Source organism: Streptomyces sp. NPDC104202, from assembly GCF_055584185.1.
The window spans coordinates 164090-182320 of the sequence record NZ_JBVJMN010000007.1 but is presented as its reverse complement, the minus strand read 5'-3'; the positions used below and the strand labels follow the sequence as shown (position 1 = coordinate 182320).

The window sequence follows — 18231 nt, the reverse complement described above, 5'->3', positions numbered from 1 at the left end:
GGCGCGGCTACGGGTATTGTGTTTGGGGGGTTCGGTTTGTTTTCCTTCCCCCCCTCCCCCCCCCCCCCCCCCCCCCCCCCCCGCGGCCGCGCGCGCGGGGGCCCCGCCCGTGTGCCCCCGTTCGTCGGCGCGGTCCTGACGTTGTCGTACCGCGCGGTTACGCTCGGTCCATGGGTCTGACTACGTCCGCCGAAGCACCGCTTCCCGTCGGTGAGGTCTCGCGGCTGATCGGGGGGTGGATCGACCGGCTCGGGGCGATCTGGGTCGAGGGGCAGATCACGCAGCTGTCGCGGCGGCCCGGCGCCGGGGTGGTCTTCCTGACGCTGCGCGATCCGTCGCACGACATCTCGATCGGCGTCACCTGCTACCGCAAGGTCTTCGACGCGGTGGCGGACGTCGTGTCGGAGGGCGCCCGGGTCGTCCTGCACGCCAAGCCGGAGTGGTACGCGCCACGGGGGCAGCTGTCGCTGCGGGCCGTGGAGATCAAGCCGGTCGGGATCGGCGAGCTGCTCGCGCGGCTGGAGCAGCTGAAGCGGAGCCTGGCGTCCGAGGGGCTGTTCGCACTCGACCGGAAGAAGCCGCTGCCGTTCCTGCCGCACCGGGTGGGTCTGGTCTGCGGGCGGGCCTCGGCGGCGGAGCGGGACGTCCTGGAGAACGCGCGCCGGCGCTGGCCCGCGGTCAGCTTCGAGGTGCGGAACGTGGCGGTGCAGGGCGTGAAGGCGGTCCCGCAGGTCATCCAGGCCGTGAAGGAGCTGGACGGGCACGCGGACGTGGACGTGATCATCGTGGCGCGGGGCGGCGGCAGCGTCGAGGACCTGCTGCCGTTCTCGGACGAGCGGCTGGTCCGCGCGGTGGCCGACTGCCGTACTCCGGTGGTCTCCGCGATCGGCCACGAGCCGGACTCGCCGCTGCTGGACCTGGTGGCCGACCTGCGCGCCTCGACGCCGACGGACGCGGCCAAGAAGGTCGTACCGGACGTCGGCGAGGAGCTGGACCGGGTGCGCGGGCTGCGGGACCGCGCCCTGCGGACGGTGCGGGGGCTCCTGGACCGGGAGGAGCGCGGTCTGGCGCAGGCGCTCGCGCGGCCCGTCATGGAGCATCCGCAGCGCATGGTCGAGGTCCGCGAGGACGAGGTCGCGGCGCTGCTGGCGCGCAGCCGGCGGGTGCTCGGGCACCTCCTGGACCGGGCGGACTCCGAGCTGTCGCACACCCGGGCCCGGGTGAGGGCGCTGTCGCCGGCGGCGACGATGGAGCGCGGGTACGCGGTGCTGCAGCGGGCCGACGGAGGGGTGGTCCGCTCCCCCGAGGAGGTCGCGGACGGCGAGGAGCTGCGGGCCCGGGTCGCGGAGGGCGAGTTCGCGGTGCGCCGCGTGGCCGGCGACCCGGCCTGAGCGGGGCGGCGCGGGGCACGCGCCGGGACGGGCCCACCGGGCCGAGGACCGTGCGGCGGCACGGACGGACAAGAGACGGGAACGACGGAGGGTGGAGCAGATGGCGGCCGGTACGGATGAGGCGGCGCTCGGGTACGAGCAGGCGCGGGACGAGCTGATCGAGGTCGTCCGTCGCCTGGAGGCGGGCGGAACGACCCTGGAGGAGTCCCTCGCGCTCTGGGAGCGCGGGGAGGAGCTGGCGAAGGTGTGCCGGCGCCGTCTGGAGGGGGCGCGGGCCCGGCTGGACGCGTCGCTGGCGGCGGAGCGCGCGGCCGAGGCGGCGGAGGACGGGGACGGGGACGAGGCGGACGCGTAGCCGGGGAGGCGGTCTTCACGGGCGAATTCCGCGGGTGCCCCCGCCGGGCGGCGGTCCTGGCGTAGACTCGGCGCAGTGAACCGGATCACTATCCGGATGGATTAGTTGAACTTTCACCAATCATGGGCGTACTGTCGAGACATCGCTTGAACGTTGAACGAGCGAACCCCCTTTGCAGTCCGGAAGGTACGCAGCATGTCTCTCGCCCTTGACCCCGCCGCCCAGGACCTCCTCTTCCGCGAGGCCCGCACCGCCAACACGTTCACCGACGAGCCGGTGACCGACGAGCAGGTCCAGGCGATCTACGACCTGGTGAAGTTCGGCCCGACCGCCTTCAACCAGTCCCCGCTGCGCATCACGCTGGTCCGCTCCCCCGAGGCCCGCGAGCGCCTGGTGAAGCACATGGCCGAGGGCAACCAGGCCAAGACCGCCACCGCCCCGCTGGTCGCGATCCTCTCCGCCGACAACGAGTTCCACGAGGAGCTCCCGGCGCTGCTCCCGCACTTCCCGCAGGCCAAGGACATGTTCTTCGCCGAGCGTCCGGTCCGCGAGGGCTCGGCCACCCTGAACGCCGCCCTCCAGGCCGCGTACTTCATCGTCGGCGTCCGCGCCGCCGGCCTGGCCGCCGGCCCGATGACCGGCCTGGACTTCGCCGGCGTCCAGAAGGAGTTCCTGGACGACGACCACACCCCGCTGATGGTCGTGAACATCGGCAAGCCGGGCGAGGACGCCTGGTTCCCGCGCTCCCCGCGCCTGTCCTACGACGAGGTCATCACCACCGTCTGAGCCCCGCTCCGACAGGCCGAAGGCCCCGCACTCGACGAGTGCGGGGCCTTCCGCGCGGATCGGACCGCGCCGGACCGGTCCCTTCCCGGTCGGGCGCCGTGCGGGATCAGACCTTGTTCGAGCGGAGCGCGCCCGCCATCTCGGCCAGCCGCTCGAAGGAGGCGGTGCCGGTGACCACCGTGGTCGCGCCGCCCTCGGTGCGGACGAGCGCGTCGTACTTGGGGCCCTCCCAGCGCTGCCAGACCTGGCCCGCCACCGTCTCGGTCCGCCCGGTGTCCTTCGCCCGCTGGGTGACGTCGGGCACGTACGTGTTCGCCGCCGCCGTCGACTGGTGGACCGCCACGTACTGGGTGTCCGGGGAGAGGAAACCGAGCTGCCAGGCGTTGGCGTTCTCGCGCTTGTACGAGACCACCGTCGCCTTCCACCCGTCGCCGAGGCCCTCGGGGGCCAGCACCGGATACGGTGCCGCCCGCTGGGCCGTGAGGAGTTCCACCCGGTAGTCCTTCGCCTGGACCGGTGCGACTTCCTCGTCGTGCGGAATGAAGAGATACATCACACCCGCGGCGACCAAGATCACCCCGAGGGACTGGAACATCCCGCGTACCGTCTGCCTGCCTCGCATACCTGCCACGCCCCCATGGTCGCATCACGGTCTCGTGCTCATACGTGGGCCCCTCTGCTCATTTTGTCGACGTACCGATAGAGTCGCAGCACCCTCTTATTTCCGGCCGTCGCCGTACAGAAAGGTGCGTCCCGATGACCGAGCAGCATCACCTGCCGCCCGAGCTTGTGGTCTCCCCCGAGGCCCCCGACCGCAACCTGGCCCTTGAGCTGGTCCGGGTCACCGAGGCCGCCGCCATGGCCGCCGGCCGCTGGGTCGGCCGCGGCGACAAGATCGGCGCGGACGGCGCCGCGGTCAACGCCATGCGGACCCTGATCTCCACCGTCTCGATGGACGGCGTCGTCGTCATCGGCGAGGGGGAGAAGGACGAGGCCCCCATGCTCTTCAACGGCGAGCGGGTCGGCGACGGCACCGGCGCCGAGGTCGACATCGCCGTCGACCCGATCGACGGCACCACGCTCAACGCCAAGGGCATGCCGAACGCGATCGCCGTCCTGGCCGCCGCCGACCGTGGCGCCATGTTCGACCCGTCCGCGGTCTTCTACATGGACAAGCTGGTCACCGGCCCCGAGGCCGCCGACTTCGTCGACATCAACGCCCCCGTCTCGGTCAACATCCGCCGGGTAGCCAAGGCGAAGAACTCCTCGCCCGAGGACATCACCGTCGTCATCCTGGACCGGCCCCGCCACGAGGGCATCGTCAAGGAGATCCGCGAGACCGGCGCCCGGATCAAGTTCATCTCGGACGGCGACGTCGCCGGTTCGATCATGGCGGTCCGCGAGGGCACCGGCGTCGACATGCTCATGGGCATCGGCGGCACCCCCGAGGGCATCATCTCCGCCTGCGCGATCAAGTGCCTCGGCGGTGTGATCCAGGGCAAGCTGTGGCCGAAGGACGACGCGGAGCGCCAGAAGGCGCTGGACGCGGGCCACGACCTGGACCGGGTGCTCTCCACCGACGACCTGGTCCGCGGCGACAACGTCTTCTTCGTCGCGACCGGCATCACCGACGGCGAGCTGCTGCGCGGGGTCCGCTACCGCGCCGAGACGGCGACCACGCAGTCGCTGGTCATGCGCTCGAAGTCCGGCACGATCCGCCAGATCGACTCCACGCACCGGCTGTCGAAGCTGCGCGCGTACAGCAAGATCGACTTCGACCGCGCGAAGTGACGCACGGCGTCCGCGCGAGGTGACGCCGGGCCCGACGCGCGGCGCGGTGCCCGCGGTGCCGTGAGGCGCGACGGGTGGCACGCCGGCCGCGCGGCGGCGACGGCGACGAAGAGGGGCGCCCCCATGTGCGGTGGGGGCGCCCCTTCCCGTACGGGCCCGCGGCGGCGCGTCCGCGGTTCCCGTCAGCCCGCCTGGGCGATCCGCTCGGTCGCGGCGGCCTTCCGCAGCTCCACCTCGCGCCGCCGGCGCCGGGCCAGCACGACGCGGCGCTCGGCGGCCGTGAGCCCGCCCCACACCCCGTACGGCTCGGGCTGGACCAGCGCGTGCTCGCGGCACTCGACCATCACCGGACAGCGCGCGCAGACCCGCTTGGCCGCCTCCTCGCGGGCCAGCCGCGCGGCGGTCGGCTCCTTGGACGGGGCGAAGAACAGTCCCGCTTCGTCCCGTCGGCACACCGCCTCCGCGTGCCAAGGGCCTGCCTCGTCCTCCCGCGTCGGCGTGGTGCGCTGAGGGGGGACGGCGGCGACCTGGAGGGGCTGATGCGGCAAGTGCAGCACGGTCTACTCCTGACGACGGCTTCGCGAGCGAGCGGCGATGCAGCAGCCCTACCCGCTGTGCGCGCGCCTATGCACTGCGTGCCGCGCCGTTCCGCACTGCGGAGACCCGTGGGCGGATTCCGGTCACCGCCCGCCGGGGAGCGCGCTCAGCGCCCGGCCGGGGACCCGCCGTCCGCCCGCGCGGGCGGCCCGCCCCGGCCGGCCGGGGTCAGTGACCCAGGTGTTTGCGCAGCTTGTCCTGGAGGTCGGTGATCCACTTGCCGCGCTTGGGGCGGGCCTCGACGTTGCCGAAGACCGAGTAGCCGTTGATGACGACGACCGGGGCCTGCGGGTCGACGCCCTCCAGGGTGACGACCTCGAAATTGCCGAAGATCCCGCTGCCGCTGCCGCGCAGGCTGATGTTCTCCGGGACCCGCACCTCGACGTTGCCGAAGATCGAGGTGGCGTTGATCGTGGTGAGGCGCTGGGCGAAGATCGCCTCGGTCAGGTCGACCTCGATGTTCCCGAAGAGCGCGAAGGCGTTGGTCCGCCGGCTGACCCGCCAGCGGCCCTTGCGGGTGGTGCTGGAGAAGATCGCGACGAGGTTGTCGGCCGGGCCGTCGGAGTCGTCGGCCGCCCAGGTGTACGCGGGCTCCGCCTCCTGGCGGGTGCGGGCCGACGGCAGGTCGCGCACGATCGGCTCCAGCTCGCCGACCGTCTTGGCCCGGTAGACCGCGTCGATCCGGTCCGAGTGCTCCTCGGGGTCGAGCCGCCCCTCGGCCAGGGCGTCCCTGAGGATGTCCGCGATCCGGTCCCGGTCCGCGTCCGAGGCCCGCAACGCCCCCTGCGGGTCGGCGAACGCGGTCTCCTGGGGAGCGGTCTCGGCGGGGGCGGCCGACCGCTGCGGCTGCGGCTGCTTCTCGGGTTCGGGCTGCTTTTCGAGGTCCACGGAGCCAGCCTAGCGAAACGCGATAGATCGCGACCAGGGGGCGGGGCCGGGGCGGTGGACGAAAGGGCGCGGACGGCAAGTGAGCCTTACCTCACAGGATCCGCGCCGTGCCCGCGCTCTACGCTGGAGTGCGCGCCGCCAACGGAGGGGGCGCTGCTGTCTGCCGAGTGAGGAATGGCCGCCGTCATGCCAGAGTTTGCGTACTCCGATCTGCTCCCGCTGGGAGAGGACACCACGCCCTATCGCCTGGTGACCTCCGAAGGTGTCTCCACCTTCGAGGCCGACGGCCGTACGTTCCTCAAGGTGGAGCCCGAGGCGCTGCGGCAGCTGGCCGCCGAGGCGATCCACGACATCCAGCACTTCCTGCGGCCGGCCCACCTGGCGCAGCTGCGGCGGATCATCGACGACCCCGAGGCGTCGTCGAACGACAAGTTCGTCGCGCTCGACCTGCTCAAGAACGCGAACATCGCCGCCGCGGGCGTCCTGCCGATGTGCCAGGACACGGGCACCGCGATCGTGATGGGCAAGCGCGGGCAGAACGTGCTGACGTCCGGCCGCGACGAGGAGGCCCTGTCGAAGGGCATCTACGACGCGTACACGAAGCTGAACCTGCGGTACTCGCAGATGGCTCCGGTCACCATGTGGGAGGAGAAGAACACCGGCTCGAACCTGCCCGCGCAGATCGAGCTGTACGCGACCGACGGCGGCGCGTACAAGTTCCTCTTCATGGCCAAGGGCGGCGGCTCGGCCAACAAGTCCTTCCTCTACCAGGAGACGAAGGCCGTCCTCAACGAGGCGAGCATGATGAAGTTCCTGGAGGAGAAGATCCGTTCGCTCGGCACGGCCGCCTGCCCGCCGTACCACCTGGCGATCGTCGTCGGCGGCACCTCCGCCGAGTTCGCGCTGAAGACCGCGAAGTACGCCTCCGCGCACTACCTGGACGAGCTGCCGTCCGAGGGCTCCGCCGAGACCGGCCACGGCTTCCGCGACAAGGAGCTGGAGGAGAAGGTCTTCGAGCTGACGCAGAGGATCGGCATCGGCGCGCAGTTCGGCGGCAAGTACTTCTGCCACGACGTCCGGGTCGTCCGGCTCCCCCGCCACGGCGCCTCGCTGCCCGTGGCGATCGCCGTGTCCTGCTCGGCCGACCGCCAGGCCGTCGCGAAGATCACCGCCGAGGGCGTCTTCCTGGAGCAGCTGGAGACCGACCCGGCGCGCTTCCTGCCGGAGACCACCGACGAGCACCTGTCGGAGGAGGCCGACGTCGTCACCATCGACCTGAACCAGCCGATGGACGACATCCTCGCCGAGCTGACCAGGTACCCGGTCAAGACCCGGCTCTCGCTCAACGGCCCGCTCGTCGTGGCGCGCGACATCGCGCACGCCAAGATCAAGGAGCGGCTGGACGCGGGCGAGGAGATGCCGCAGTACCTGAAGGACCACCCGGTCTACTACGCGGGCCCCGCGAAGACCCCCGAGGGCTACGCGTCCGGCTCCTTCGGCCCGACGACGGCCGGCCGCATGGACTCCTACGTGGAGCAGTTCCAGGCCGCGGGCGGCTCGAAGGTCATGCTGGCCAAGGGCAACCGCTCCGGTCAGGTCACGGCCGCGTGCGGCGCGCACGGCGGCTTCTACCTCGGCTCGATCGGCGGCCCGGCGGCGCGTCTGGCGCAGGACTGCATCAAGAAGGTCGAGGTCGTCGAGTACGAGGAGCTCGGCATGGAGGCGGTCTGGAAGATCGAGGTCGAGGACTTCCCGGCGTTCATCGTCGTGGACGACAAGGGCAACGACTTCTTCCAGAACCCGGCTCCGGAGCCGACGTTCACGCACATCCCGGTGCGCGGTCCGGGTCTGGGCTGACCCCTTCCGGCCCCGCGGCGCCCCTCGGTCCTTCCGGGCCGGGGGGCGCCGCCGTTCCCGGCCGTCCGGCTCCCCCGTCGCCGGGTCCCGGTGTCGGTCTCCGCTCAGAAAGTCGCTACCGAGCGGTAGCCCTCTCGTCGCCTACTGGTCAGTATGGGGCGCGAGCATGTCAACCACTGAGTCGGTCGACCCCTCGGGAGCCCCCCATGCCCTCCGCCAAGACCACCGCCGGCGCCACCGCCGCACTCGCCCTCGCCGGACTGCTCGTCGTCGGTCCCGCGCCGGCGGCCTCCGCGGCCGACCCGGACACCCACGTCACCTCGACCGCCGCCCTCAAGGACGTCGACTACGGGACCTGGCGCCGTGACGTGGCGGCCGTGGTCGCCGAGGCGCGCCCGTACATCGAGGCGCGCTCGGCGGACGCGGGACGGGAGAGGCAGGCGATCGTCCTCGACATCGACAACAGCTCGCTGGAGACGGACTTCCACCCGTTCTGGGAGCTGCCGACCCCGGCCATCGCGGACGTGCGCGACCTGGTGCGGGACGCCCACGCGCGCGGGGTGGCGGTCTTCTTCGTGACGGCGCGGCCCGGGATCATCCAGTCGCTCACGGACTGGAACCTGAAGAAGTCCGGGTACCCGGTGGACGGCCTGTACGTGCGGAACCTGCCCGACCTGTTCGCCGAGGTCGGCGCGTACAAGACCGCCAAGCGCGCGGAGATCGAGGCCAAGGGCTACACGATCATCGCGAACATCGGCAACAACACCACCGACCTCGTCGGCGGCCACGCCGAGCGCGCGTTCAAGCTCCCGGACTACGGCGGCAAGCTCTCGTGACGGGCGCTCAGCGCACGGTCACGTGGAAGTCCATCCGTTCGTAGTCCCCGTCGGGGGTGGTACGGACATAGCCGCGGGCCTGGGTGAAGTCGCCCGTGCCGCCGGTGAGGGCGACGTCGTACGCGGCGGGCGACTCGGCCGAGGTGTCGAAGGTGACGAGGGCCTGGGCGGTGAGCTGTCCGCCCGGTCCCCCGTTCAGGACGAAGGTGCCGAGGGTGCCGATCCTCCTGAGGGTGCGGTTCATGTCCTGCCTCCCGTGGGATGGGGTTCCCCCCGGCCTGCTTCACATGGTGCGGCAGGTGTCCCGCGTTCGCCCGTCCGGGCGAACGCGGGCGGGATCGGCGATCATGACGCCATGCGAGAGAGAGCACGTCCGATACGTACGGCCCTGCCCGTCACCCTGGCGGCGGGGCTGCTGCTGGCCGGCTGCGGCGGCGCCCAGGGAGGCGGGGCTCCGGCGTCCGCCCCGCCGACGGCCACCGGGACCCCCGTGGCCACGGGAGCGGACGCTGGGGCCGGGGCCCCCGGGGCGGCGAAGGCGGCGGGCACGCTCGGCCGGCCGGGATCGGCCTGCGCGCTGCCCGTCTCCTTCGCCCTGGCGGAGGAGTGGAAGCCGGAAGCGATCGACGATCCGGAGAACCCCGACTTCGCGGCGCTCATGCGCCAGGGGCCGGCGACGGTCCGCTGTGAGGTGGACGCCAAGCCGGCCGGGCACATCGGCTACCTGCGGGTGTGGACGGCCCCGAAGGGTCCGGCGCGGGCCGCGCTGGAGGGCTTCGTGAAGGCCGAGAAGGGCGCCTCGAAGGCCGTCTACCGCACGACCGCGGCGGGCGCGCTGCCGGCCGTCGAGGTGACGTACACGGTCCACGACCAGGTGATGGAGGAGTCGAAGGAGGAGCGGGCCTTCGCCGTCGCGACCCCGAAGGGGACGGTGATCCTCCACCTCGGCGGCCTCGACACGGACGAGCACCGGGCGATGGTCCCGGCGTACGAGCTGGCGCGCTCGACGCTGAAGCTCTCCTGAGCGGGCCGCGGCCCCCCGGTCCCGCACCGGACCGGGGGGCCACGACGTCCTCGCCGGGGTGCCGGCTACACGAACCGCTGGTTCGCTGAGCCGTCGCAGTTCCGGAGCCGGACGGGCTCCCGCGCCGCGCCCTGGGTGAGGCAGAGGCCGGTCGCGGCGGCGGGGCGGAGCGTGGCGCCGTCGCGGACGAACTTCTGGTTGGCGCCGCCGTGGCAGTTCCAGACCAGGAGCGCCTTGCCGTCCTGGTAGGCGGCGCCGGGCACGTCCAGGCAGCGGTCCTGGGTGAGCTGGGTGTGGACGGTCCGCCGGGCGGAGTCGTACCACCAGCCCTGGTTGCGGCCGCCGTGGCAGTCCCAGCCGAGGACGGCCGTGCCGTTGGCCGACTCGCCGCCGTTCACGTCCAGGCAGTTGCCGGTCGCCTGGTTGACCAGCGGCTTGTACGCGTCGTCCCAGGCGAGCGGGAAGAGCGTCGGGGTGCCGGAGGAGTCGACGTCGGCGCAGCTCGCCTCGCGGAGACCGGAGTCGTAGATCTGCTGGAGACAGGAGGCGAACGCCGCGTGGCCGCTCTTGTTGGGGTGGAAGGACTGGCGGACGGAGTTCTCGTCGATGCCGCCGGGCTTGGAGAGGTCGATGTAGAGACCGCGGGCCCAGGTGTCCTCCATGCAGACCTCGTGGCCGTGGAAGAGCCGCGAGTTGTCGAGGTAGACGGCCCCGGTGGCGGCGGCGGCCCCCCGCATGCCGCGCTCGAAGGCCGGGACGGCGGTGTTGCGGCCCCACTTGGTGTCGGAGTCGTAGCCCATGCCGCCGCAGATCAGCTTGCCGGGGAAGTTCGGGTTGTCGTCGAAGTCCGGGCCGATGGGGCTGGGGTAGCCCATGAGGACGAGCTTGTAGTCGCCGTCGGCGTAGCCGGCGTCGCGCATGACGGTCCTGAGGTCCCGCACGGTCTGCTCGACCTTGGGGACGAGGCCGTCGACGCGGGCCTGCCAGCCGGGGGCGTACTTCGGTTCGCAGGTGCCCTGGCTGAGCACGAAGCGCTGGACGCAGTCGGTCATGACGGGGCCGAACTGCAGGTCGTCGTTGGCTCCGGCGACGAGCAGGACCATCTTGATCCGGGTGTTGCGGGCCTTGATCGCGAGGTTGTCGCTCTGGACCAGCTCGTCGGCGTACTGCCGGGAGCCGCCGATCCGGATGTTGCCGGTGTAGGCGCCGGAGCAGGCCACGTTGAAGGTGAGGTCCGCGGGGATCCCGGTGCGGTGGATGGCGGCGTCGGGCGAGCGGTGGCACCAGTTGGTGGGGCCGTTGGTCGGCGACTCGTAGGTGCCGACGCCCTCCCCGGAGATCTCGCTGTCACCGAGCGAGATGAGGCCGGTCTTGCGCTGGGCGAGCGGGCGCTCGGCGGGGTCGCCGTAGATCCTGGTGGCCTCGGCGGCCCGGATCGTCTCCAGTGCGGGCGGGAGCGGGACGGCGGCCGCCACCGCCGCGGTGCCGGTCCCGGCCGCGCCGGCGGGGGCCGCCGCGGTCATCGTGCCGAGTGCGGCGGCGGCCGCGGCGACGGCGGCGATGGGCCAGCGGAGTCTGTGCCTGGTGCGCGTCATTGCGCCTCCTGGAAGTGGGGTTACCCACGGTTTTTACTGGCCGGTACGCGTGTTGGGAATACATCGAACAAGACAAGTGCTCATCTTTTGTAGGAGGTTGAGGACATGAACGACGCAGACGGCTACCGGATCGAACACGACTCGATGGGTGAGGTGAGGGTCCCCGCCCACGCCAAGTGGCGGGCCCAGACCCAGCGGGCGGTGGAGAACTTCCCCGTCTCCGGCCAGCGGCTGGAACGCGCCCACATCGAGGCACTGGCCCGGATCAAGGCCGCCGCCGCCACGGTCAACGCCGAGCTCGGCGTGATCGACGAGGACCGCGCCCGGGCCATCGCCGAGGCCGCCGCCGAGGTCGCCGAAGGGCGCTGGGACGACCACTTCCCCGTGGACGTCTTCCAGACGGGCTCCGGCACCTCGTCCAACATGAACACCAACGAGGTCATCGCCACCCTCGCCACCGAGCGGCTCCCCGAGGGGCGCGAAGTCCACCCCAACGACCACGTGAACGCCTCGCAGTCGTCCAACGACGTCTTCCCCTCCTCCATCCACATCGCGGCCACCGGCGCCGTCACCCACGACCTGATCCCCGCGCTCGACCACCTGGCCGCCGCGCTGGAGCGAAAATCGGCCGAATTCGCGACGGTGGTGAAATCCGGCCGCACCCACCTGATGGACGCCACGCCGGTCACCCTCGGCCAGGAGTTCGGCGGCTACGCGGCCCAGGTCAGGTACGGCGTCGAGCGGCTGCGCGGCGCGCTCCCCCGGCTCGCCGAACTCCCCCTCGGCGGCACGGCGGTGGGCACCGGCATCAACACCCCGGCCGGCTTCTCGGCCGCCGTCATCGCCGAGGTCGCCCGCGCGACCGGCCTGCCGCTGACCGAGGCCCGCGACCACTTCGAGGCCCAGGGCGCCCGGGACGGCCTGGTCGAGACGTCCGGGCAGCTCCGCACCCTCGCCGTCTCCCTCACCAAGATCGCCAACGACCTGCGGTGGATGGCCAGCGGCCCCCGCACCGGCCTCGCCGAGATCAACCTCCCCGACCTCCAGCCCGGCTCCTCGATCATGCCGGGCAAGGTCAACCCGGTGATCCCCGAGGCCGTCCTGATGGTGGCCGCCCAGGTGACCGGAAACGACACCACGGTCGCCGTGGCCGGCGCCGCCGGGAACTTCGAGCTCAACGTGATGCTGCCGGTGATGGCCAAGAACCTCCTGGAGTCCGTACGCCTCCTCGCCAACGCCTCCCGGCTGCTGGCGGACCGGACGGTCGACGGCATCACCGCCAACGTCGAACGCGCCCGGGAGTACGCGGAGTCCTCGCCCTCCGTGGTCACCCCGCTCAACAAGTACATCGGGTACGAGGAGGCCGCCAAGGTCGCGAAGACGTCCCTCGCCGAACGGAAGACCATCCGCGAGGTGGTCATCGAGTCCGGCTACGTCGAGCGGGGCGACCTCACCGTCGAGCAGCTCGACGAGGCCCTCGACGTGCTGCGCATGACCCACCCGTGACCGGTGTCACGGCTGACTCAACCGTGACCCGTACCGCAGCGGCCGTGGGAGCGCGCCCCTAAGATCTGCGCATGACAGGATCGGGCGGCTCCCAGCACTGGGCGCCGGGGGAGCACATCCTCTGGCGCTACCGCGGCAACGGCACCGGAGAGGTGCACATCTGCCGGCCGGTGACGGTCGTCCAGGACACGCCCGAGCTCCTCGCGGTCTGGATGGCGCCCGGCACCGAGTGCGTCCGCCCCGTCCTCGCCGACGGCACGCCGGTCCACGACGAACCGCTCGCCACCCGCTACACGGCCCCGCGCACCACGGAACGCGCCCGCTGGGCCGGCACCGGGGTGCTGAAGCTGGCGAGACCCGGCGAGCCGTGGTCGGTGTGGCTGTTCTGGGAGCGCGGATGGCGCTTCCGCAGTTGGTACGTGAACCTGGAGGAGCCGCGGGTCCGCTGGTCCGGCGGCGTCGACTCCGAGGACCACTTCCTCGACATCTCCGTCTACCCCGACCGCAGCTGGCTGTGGCGGGACGAGGACGAGTTCGCGCAGGCCCAGCGGTCCGGCCTGATGGGAACCGCGCAGGCCGCGCGGGTGCGGACCGCCGGGCGGCGGGCGGTGGAGCGGATCCGGGAGTGGGGCGCGCCGTTCGCGGACGGCTGGGAGGACTGGCGGCCCGATCCGGCGTGGAAGGTCCCGGAGCTGCCGGCCGACTGGGACCGCACCCCGGCGCACACGGCGTCGTGAGACCCTTGATGCGCCCCCGGGGTTCAAACGTAGGATCGTCCTCCGCACGGCAGAAGCGGATCGGACAGTCCGTCGGACCGACCTCACGGCACGTCAACGACTCAGTACGGCGCAGGACCTGACCGCAAGTCATCCACGAGGGGGAGAGCAGTGCCGGACGTCTGCCCGGGTGTTCCGACCCCTGCCGTTGCCGCAGCTCGCGGAACGTCCACATCCGCTGCATACGAGGGGTTTATCCCCGGCGAAGGCGCGGCATCGGCGAGAAGAGCGAGTGCATCGCACCACCGGCCCGGACGGACGGAACCCCACGCGTGACGGAGCATCCCACCTCCCACGAAGGCCGGCAGCCCCTGGCTGCCCGGCCGCAGGAACGCGCGCGCCCTCGCCAGGAGGCGGCCGGCCTGCCCTCCGACGTGCCCGCCCAGCCGGGCGGACCGGCGGGGCGGGCGGCCCCCGCCCCCGGTGCGGAGACGCCGGCCGTGTCCGGCCCCGCGGCGCCCGCCGGCGGCGGCGCCCCGGGCACCGGCACACCCCCCTCCCCCGGCACGCCCCGGCCCCCCGGCTCCCCTGGCGGCACGGGAGCGGTGGCCGTCGCGGTCGCCGCGCAGCCGCCCGGCGGCGTCCGGAGCGGGGACACCGCCGCCCGGCGCGAGGGCGACCGGCTGCGGTTCGTCGGCGCCGCGACCCGGCGGATCGCCCGCGGCATCGACCTGGACGAGATCGTGCTCGGCCTGTGCCGGGCCAGCGTGCCGACCTTCTCCGACGAGATCCTGGTCTACCTGCGCGACCCGCTGCCGGTGGGCGACGAGCGCCCGGTGGCGCCGTTCGTGCTGCGGCTGCGGCGCACGGACCGGCTGCGGTTAAGCGATCTGGAGGGCGAGGAGCTGGTCCTCGTGCCCGATCCGGATCCGACCCCCGCGGCCGAACTCTGCGAGGTGCGGTCCGGCGGTGCGCTGGCCGAGGTGCTGCGCGGGGTGCGGCCGGTCTTCGGCGACTCCGCCGCCGCCAAGACGGCGCTGGGCGAGCTGCTCGGCCCCGACCATCCGCTGCCCGGCGGGCTGCGCGCGGTCCTCGCGCCGCTGCGCGGGCGGCGCCGGGTGATCGGCGCGGCCGTCTTCCTGCGCCGCCCCGAGCGGGCCGGCTTCGAGCCGAACGACCTGCTGGTCGCGGCGCAGCTGGCGACGCACACGGCGCTCGGCATCGACAAGGCGGTGCTGTACGGCCGTGAGGCGTACATCGCGGACGAACTCCAGCGCACGATGCTGCCGGACTCGCTGCCGCAGCCGACCGGTGTGAAGCTGGCCTCGCGCTATCTCCCGGCGGCGGAGACGGCCCGGGTGGGCGGCGACTGGTACGACGCGATCCCGCTGCCCGGCAGCCGGGTCGCGCTGGTCGTCGGCGACGTCATGGGCCACTCCATGACCTCGGCGGCGATCATGGGCCAGCTGCGCACCACCGCGCAGACGCTGGCCGGGCTCGACCTGCCGCCGCAGGAGGTGCTGCACCACCTGGACGAGCAGGCGCAGCGCCTCGGCCAGGACCGGATGGCGACCTGCATGTACGCGGTGTACGACCCGGTCTCGCACCGGATCACGGTCGCCAACGCGGGCCATCCGCCGCCGATACTGCTCCACCTGGGCGGGCGCGCCGAGGTGCTGCGCGTGCCGCCCGGCGCCCCGATCGGGGTGGGCGGGGTCGACTTCGAGGCGGTGGAGCTGGACGCCCCCGCGGGTGCCACCCTGCTGCTCTACACGGACGGTCTGGTCGAGTCCCGGCTGCGGGACGTGTGGACCGGGATCGAGCAGCTGCGGGAGCGCCTGGCGGCGACCGCGCAGCTGACCGGCCCGGACCACTCGCCGCCCCTGGAGGCGCTCTGCGACGACGTGCTGGACATGCTGGGTCCGGGTGACCGGGACGACGACATCGCGCTCCTCGCGGCCCGCTTCGACGGGATCGCGCCGAGCGACGTGGCGTACTGGTTCCTGGAACCGGAGGACGCGGCCCCGGGGCGGGCCCGTCGGCTGGCCCGGCGGGCGCTGGCCCGGTGGGACCTGGAGGAGCTGACGGACTCGGTCGAGCTGCTGATCAGCGAGGTCGTGACGAATGCCGTGCGGTACGCGGAGCGGCCGGTGACCCTGCGGCTGCTGCGGACGGACGTGCTGCGCTGCGAGGTCGGCGACGACTCTCCGCAGCTGCCCCGGCAGCGGCGGGCGCGGGACACCGACGAGGGCGGGCGCGGCCTGTTCCTGGTGAACCGGCTGGCCCGGCGGTGGGGTGCGACCCGGCTCTCGGGCGGCAAGGTCGTCTGGTTCGAACTGTCCACCCGCACCTGAGCGTTCCGTCCCCGGCAGGGGGCAAAGGCCCCGTACGACGGCGAAGGCCGGACCCCCGGGCGGGGGTCCGGCCTTCGCCGTCGGTGGTGTCCTACCTGCTGCCGTCGACGCCCCGGACGGGGTCGGCGCCGGCGTCCGGCGGCTCGATGGACGGCGGCGGGGAGGGCTCGCCGGTCGTCGGGTCCTGCGTGGGCTCCGGCGGCGTGGTGACCGGGTCGCGCGTCGGCTCCGGCGGCGTGGTGGCCGTGGGGGTCGACGGGGTCGTCGGGCCGGGAGAGGCCGTGGTCGGCGTCTCGGTGGGCTCGTCGTCGGGGGCCTCGGTGGTGGGCGTGGGGTCCGGCAGGGTGCCGTCCGGGGCGGCGCCGTCGGTCTCCAGGTCGAAGGAGGCGTCCGAGCCGCCGTTCAGGGCCCGCTCGGTGTAGTCGCCCCAGATCTCGGCGGGCGTGCGGCCGCCGTTGGCCCGGCCCGGGTTGATGGTGTCGGTGAGGGTGACCTGGTTGCCCTTGGCGTCCTCGCCGAAGAGGCCGACGGCGGTGACGAGTTCGGGGGTGTAGCCCACGAACCAGGCGGAGCGGTTGTTCTCGGAGGTGCCGGTCTTGCCGGCGGCCTCGTAGTCGCCGGCGGCGCGGAAGCCGGAGCCGTTGCGGACGACGCCCGTCATGGCCTGGGTGGCGGTGTCGGCGGCCTCGCGGGAGATGACCTGGTCGCCGATGGCCTTCACCGGCTCGACGGTGCGGTCCCGGTGCGCGGCCTTCTTCACCAGGGTCGGGGTGACCTTCCGGCCGTGGTTGTCGAGGGTGGCGTAGACGCCGGCCATGTCCATGGTCGAGGCGCCCATGGTGCCGAGGGAGATGGCGGGGCTCTCGGGGAAGTCCCTGCCGTCCTTCATGCCGAGGGCGAGGGCGGTCTTCTTCGCCTTGGCCGGGGTGACGTCGACGATCATCTGGGCGTAGACCGAGTTGATCGAGCTGTTGGTGGCCTTCTGGACGGTGACGGGGCCGTAGTCGTCGTCGTCCTCATTCTCCGGGGCGAAGGGGATGTCGCTGCCGACGACGGGGCGGCGGCTGTTGCCGTCGTAGACCGTGCCGAGGCCGATCCGCCGGCCGTCCTGGGTGACCGCGCTGTTGTCGACGGCGGAGGCGAGGACGATCGGCTTGAAGGTGGAGGCGGGCTGGTAGTCGCGGCGGGTGGCGTTGGACATCCAGTGCTCGGTGGCGCCGACGCCGCCGTACATCGCGACGACCGCGCCGGTCTTCGGGTCGACGGAGGTCGCGCCGGCCTGGACGGTGGCCTGCTTCTTGTCGCCCTTGCGGTCGAGCTTGGCCTCCAGCTGCTTGCCGACTGCCTTGACGAGGTCCTTCTGCTTCTTCTCGTCGATGTTGAGGGTGATCGTCCAGCCGCCGGCCTTGATGTCCTCCTCGCTGACGCCCTGGCGCACCAGCTCCTGGTTGGCGGCCTCGACGATGTAGCCGGTCTGTCCCTCCATGCCGGGGGCGGGCTTGGGCTTCTGCGGCACGGGGAACTTCATCCCGGCGCGCTCGGAGGGGGAGAGCCAGCCCTCGCCGACCATGTTGTCGAGGACGTAGTTCCAGCGCTCCTCGACGAGCTTGCGGCCGGTGGTGCTCGCGGAGGTCCAGTCGTACTGGTTGGGCGCCTGGAGCAGCGAGGCGAGGTAGGCGCCCTGGGCGGTGGTGAGCTGGGTCGCGTCGACGCCGTAGTACGAGCGGGCGGCGGCCTGGATGCCGTAGGCGCTGCGGCCGTAGTAGCTGGTGTTCATGTAGCCGGCGAGGATGTCGCTCTTGGAGGTCTGGCGGTCGACCTTGAGGGCGATCACCATCTCCTTGAGCTTGCGGGTCGCCGTCTGGTCCTGGCTCAGGTAGAAGTTCTTGACGTACTGCTGGGTGATCGTCGAGCCGCCCTGCTTGCCCTTGCCCGTGAGGGTGGACCAGGCGGCGCGGGTGGTGCCCTTGATGTCGACGCCGTTGTCCCGGTAGAAGGACTTGTTCTCGGCGGCGACGAAGGCCTTCTGGACCTTCTCGGGGATCTTCTCCAGGCCGACGATCTCGCGGTTGATCTCGCCGGTGCGGGCGAGGATCTTGCCGTTGGAGTACTTGTAGATGTTGCTCTGCATCGTCGCCTCGGCGTTGGCCGAGGGCACCGGGACCATGAGGTAGACGACGTACAGGGCGCCCATGGCGAGCAGGCAGCACACGAAGAAGGTGCCCAGGAGCTTCTTCCAGGAGAAGAAGCGGCGTATGCCGCGCTTCTTCGCCTTGCTCTGGTCGGGTCGGCCCATGGGTCCTGTCGCTCCGCTCGTCGTGTTCGTGTGGCGCCTCGGCGCTCTGTCGTCCACGCCGGATCAGCTCAGCAAGCTAACACCGACGAGGCGGACAAAGGACAACCGATCACGTCTTTTCATGACGTGAGAATCAGCACCTGTCCCCAGGGGAACCGACGCTCCGGCGGACCGGATGGTTGCGCCGTCCGCACACACCAAAAAGCGGAGGAACCACCTCCGGGGTGGCCGTCGCGAGC

General features: G+C 72.2%; 16 protein-coding genes. 10 read left to right on the top strand and 6 right to left on the bottom strand.

Annotation, left to right across the window (positions count from 1 at the left end):
• Nucleotides 1-170 precede the first annotated feature (170 nt).
• The 3 genes from xseA (at nt 171) to ACZ60W_RS07620 (ending at nt 2532) form a co-directional block, all read left to right on the top strand.
• A complete protein-coding gene (xseA, locus tag ACZ60W_RS07630) occupies nt 171-1391 on the top strand; it encodes an exodeoxyribonuclease VII large subunit (RefSeq protein WP_469754443.1) in 1221 nt (406 codons plus the stop codon).
• Between the two features lie 100 nt (nt 1392-1491).
• Nucleotides 1492-1746, top strand: coding sequence for an exodeoxyribonuclease VII small subunit (locus ACZ60W_RS07625; RefSeq protein ID WP_469754449.1), 255 nt, complete (start codon nt 1492-1494; stop codon nt 1744-1746).
• Between the two features lie 195 nt (nt 1747-1941).
• Nucleotides 1942-2532: a malonic semialdehyde reductase gene (locus ACZ60W_RS07620; RefSeq protein WP_469754442.1), complete on the top strand. Its 591-nt coding sequence runs from the start codon at nt 1942-1944 to the stop codon at nt 2530-2532.
• A 106-nt stretch (nt 2533-2638) separates the two neighbouring features.
• Here the strand turns inward: ACZ60W_RS07620 and ACZ60W_RS07615 are convergent, their stop codons facing one another.
• Nucleotides 2639-3163: a DUF4245 domain-containing protein gene (locus ACZ60W_RS07615; protein WP_469754441.1), complete on the bottom strand. Its 525-nt coding sequence runs from the start codon at nt 3161-3163 to the stop codon at nt 2639-2641.
• 125 nt (nt 3164-3288) lie between these two features.
• On the opposite strand from ACZ60W_RS07615, the gene glpX reads away from it, so the two are divergent.
• Complete coding sequence (gene glpX / locus ACZ60W_RS07610) at nt 3289-4323, top strand: class II fructose-bisphosphatase (RefSeq protein ID WP_367822607.1); 1035 nt, start codon at nt 3289-3291, stop codon at nt 4321-4323.
• Between the two features lie 182 nt (nt 4324-4505).
• Here the strand turns inward: glpX and ACZ60W_RS07605 are convergent, their stop codons facing one another.
• Both ACZ60W_RS07605 and ACZ60W_RS07600 read right to left on the bottom strand, forming a co-directional pair.
• Nucleotides 4506-4880 carry a WhiB family transcriptional regulator gene (locus ACZ60W_RS07605; protein WP_469754440.1) on the bottom strand — a complete coding sequence of 125 codons (375 nt, stop codon included), beginning with the start codon at nt 4878-4880 and terminating at the stop codon, nt 4506-4508.
• A 208-nt stretch (nt 4881-5088) separates the two neighbouring features.
• Nucleotides 5089-5808: a DUF1707 SHOCT-like domain-containing protein gene (locus tag ACZ60W_RS07600; protein ID WP_469754439.1), complete on the bottom strand. Its 720-nt coding sequence runs from the start codon at nt 5806-5808 to the stop codon at nt 5089-5091.
• A 186-nt stretch (nt 5809-5994) separates the two neighbouring features.
• Here ACZ60W_RS07600 and ACZ60W_RS07595 point away from each other — a divergent pair, with 186 nt between their 5' ends.
• The gene (locus ACZ60W_RS07595) at nt 5995-7665 is read left to right on the top strand and encodes a fumarate hydratase (RefSeq protein ID WP_469754438.1); all 1671 of its coding nucleotides are present in this window, start codon (nt 5995-5997) and stop codon (nt 7663-7665) included.
• A gap of 206 nt (nt 7666-7871) precedes the next feature.
• Nucleotides 7872-8501, top strand: coding sequence for an HAD family acid phosphatase (locus tag ACZ60W_RS07590; RefSeq protein ID WP_469754437.1), 630 nt, complete (start codon nt 7872-7874; stop codon nt 8499-8501).
• A gap of 7 nt (nt 8502-8508) precedes the next feature.
• Here the strand turns inward: ACZ60W_RS07590 and ACZ60W_RS07585 are convergent, their stop codons facing one another.
• Nucleotides 8509-8745 (bottom strand): hypothetical protein, encoded by a 237-nt coding sequence (locus ACZ60W_RS07585; RefSeq protein ID WP_469754436.1) that lies wholly within the window; start codon nt 8743-8745, stop codon nt 8509-8511.
• A 111-nt stretch (nt 8746-8856) separates the two neighbouring features.
• Here ACZ60W_RS07585 and ACZ60W_RS07580 point away from each other — a divergent pair, with 111 nt between their 5' ends.
• Nucleotides 8857-9525: a lipoprotein gene (locus ACZ60W_RS07580; RefSeq protein ID WP_469754435.1), complete on the top strand. Its 669-nt coding sequence runs from the start codon at nt 8857-8859 to the stop codon at nt 9523-9525.
• 65 nt (nt 9526-9590) lie between these two features.
• Here the strand turns inward: ACZ60W_RS07580 and ACZ60W_RS07575 are convergent, their stop codons facing one another.
• Nucleotides 9591-11120 (bottom strand): ricin-type beta-trefoil lectin domain protein, encoded by a 1530-nt coding sequence (locus ACZ60W_RS07575; RefSeq protein ID WP_469754434.1) that lies wholly within the window; start codon nt 11118-11120, stop codon nt 9591-9593.
• A gap of 105 nt (nt 11121-11225) precedes the next feature.
• Between ACZ60W_RS07575 and ACZ60W_RS07570 the strand changes: the two genes are divergently transcribed.
• The 3 genes from ACZ60W_RS07570 to ACZ60W_RS07560 all read left to right on the top strand — a co-directional run bounded on the left by ACZ60W_RS07570 (nt 11226) and on the right by ACZ60W_RS07560 (nt 15696).
• The gene (locus ACZ60W_RS07570) at nt 11226-12626 is read left to right on the top strand and encodes a class II fumarate hydratase (RefSeq protein ID WP_469754433.1); all 1401 of its coding nucleotides are present in this window, start codon (nt 11226-11228) and stop codon (nt 12624-12626) included.
• Nucleotides 12627-12697: 71 nt separating this feature from the next.
• On the top strand, nt 12698-13363 hold the full coding sequence (fomD, locus tag ACZ60W_RS07565) for a cytidylyl-2-hydroxypropylphosphonate hydrolase (protein ID WP_469754432.1): 666 nt from the start codon (nt 12698-12700) through the stop codon (nt 13361-13363).
• Nucleotides 13364-13674: 311 nt separating this feature from the next.
• A complete protein-coding gene (locus ACZ60W_RS07560) occupies nt 13675-15696 on the top strand; it encodes a SpoIIE family protein phosphatase (RefSeq protein WP_469754431.1) in 2022 nt (673 codons plus the stop codon).
• Nucleotides 15697-15787: 91 nt separating this feature from the next.
• Here the strand turns inward: ACZ60W_RS07560 and ACZ60W_RS07555 are convergent, their stop codons facing one another.
• Nucleotides 15788-17992 (bottom strand): transglycosylase domain-containing protein, encoded by a 2205-nt coding sequence (locus tag ACZ60W_RS07555; protein ID WP_469754430.1) that lies wholly within the window; start codon nt 17990-17992, stop codon nt 15788-15790.
• Nucleotides 17993-18231: the final 239 nt, after the last annotated feature.

Excerpts from the sequence above, each read along its gene's own strand:
- ACZ60W_RS07580 (WP_469754435.1), top strand. The coding sequence starts at position 8,857 with ATGCGAGAGAGAGCACGTCCGATACGTACGGCCCTGCCCGTCACCCTG.
- ACZ60W_RS07555 (WP_469754430.1), bottom strand. The coding sequence starts at position 17,992 with ATGGGCCGACCCGACCAGAGCAAGGCGAAGAAGCGCGGCATACGCCGC.
- ACZ60W_RS07625 (WP_469754449.1), top strand. The coding sequence starts at position 1,492 with ATGGCGGCCGGTACGGATGAGGCGGCGCTCGGGTACGAGCAGGCGCGG.
- ACZ60W_RS07620 (WP_469754442.1), top strand. The coding sequence starts at position 1,942 with ATGTCTCTCGCCCTTGACCCCGCCGCCCAGGACCTCCTCTTCCGCGAG.
- glpX (WP_367822607.1), top strand. The coding sequence starts at position 3,289 with ATGACCGAGCAGCATCACCTGCCGCCCGAGCTTGTGGTCTCCCCCGAG.
- ACZ60W_RS07595 (WP_469754438.1), top strand. The coding sequence starts at position 5,995 with ATGCCAGAGTTTGCGTACTCCGATCTGCTCCCGCTGGGAGAGGACACC.
- fomD (WP_469754432.1), top strand. The coding sequence starts at position 12,698 with ATGACAGGATCGGGCGGCTCCCAGCACTGGGCGCCGGGGGAGCACATC.
- ACZ60W_RS07570 (WP_469754433.1), top strand. The coding sequence starts at position 11,226 with ATGAACGACGCAGACGGCTACCGGATCGAACACGACTCGATGGGTGAG.
- xseA (WP_469754443.1), top strand. The coding sequence starts at position 171 with ATGGGTCTGACTACGTCCGCCGAAGCACCGCTTCCCGTCGGTGAGGTC.
- ACZ60W_RS07575 (WP_469754434.1), bottom strand. The coding sequence starts at position 11,120 with ATGACGCGCACCAGGCACAGACTCCGCTGGCCCATCGCCGCCGTCGCC.
- ACZ60W_RS07590 (WP_469754437.1), top strand. The coding sequence starts at position 7,872 with ATGCCCTCCGCCAAGACCACCGCCGGCGCCACCGCCGCACTCGCCCTC.
- ACZ60W_RS07585 (WP_469754436.1), bottom strand. The coding sequence starts at position 8,745 with ATGAACCGCACCCTCAGGAGGATCGGCACCCTCGGCACCTTCGTCCTG.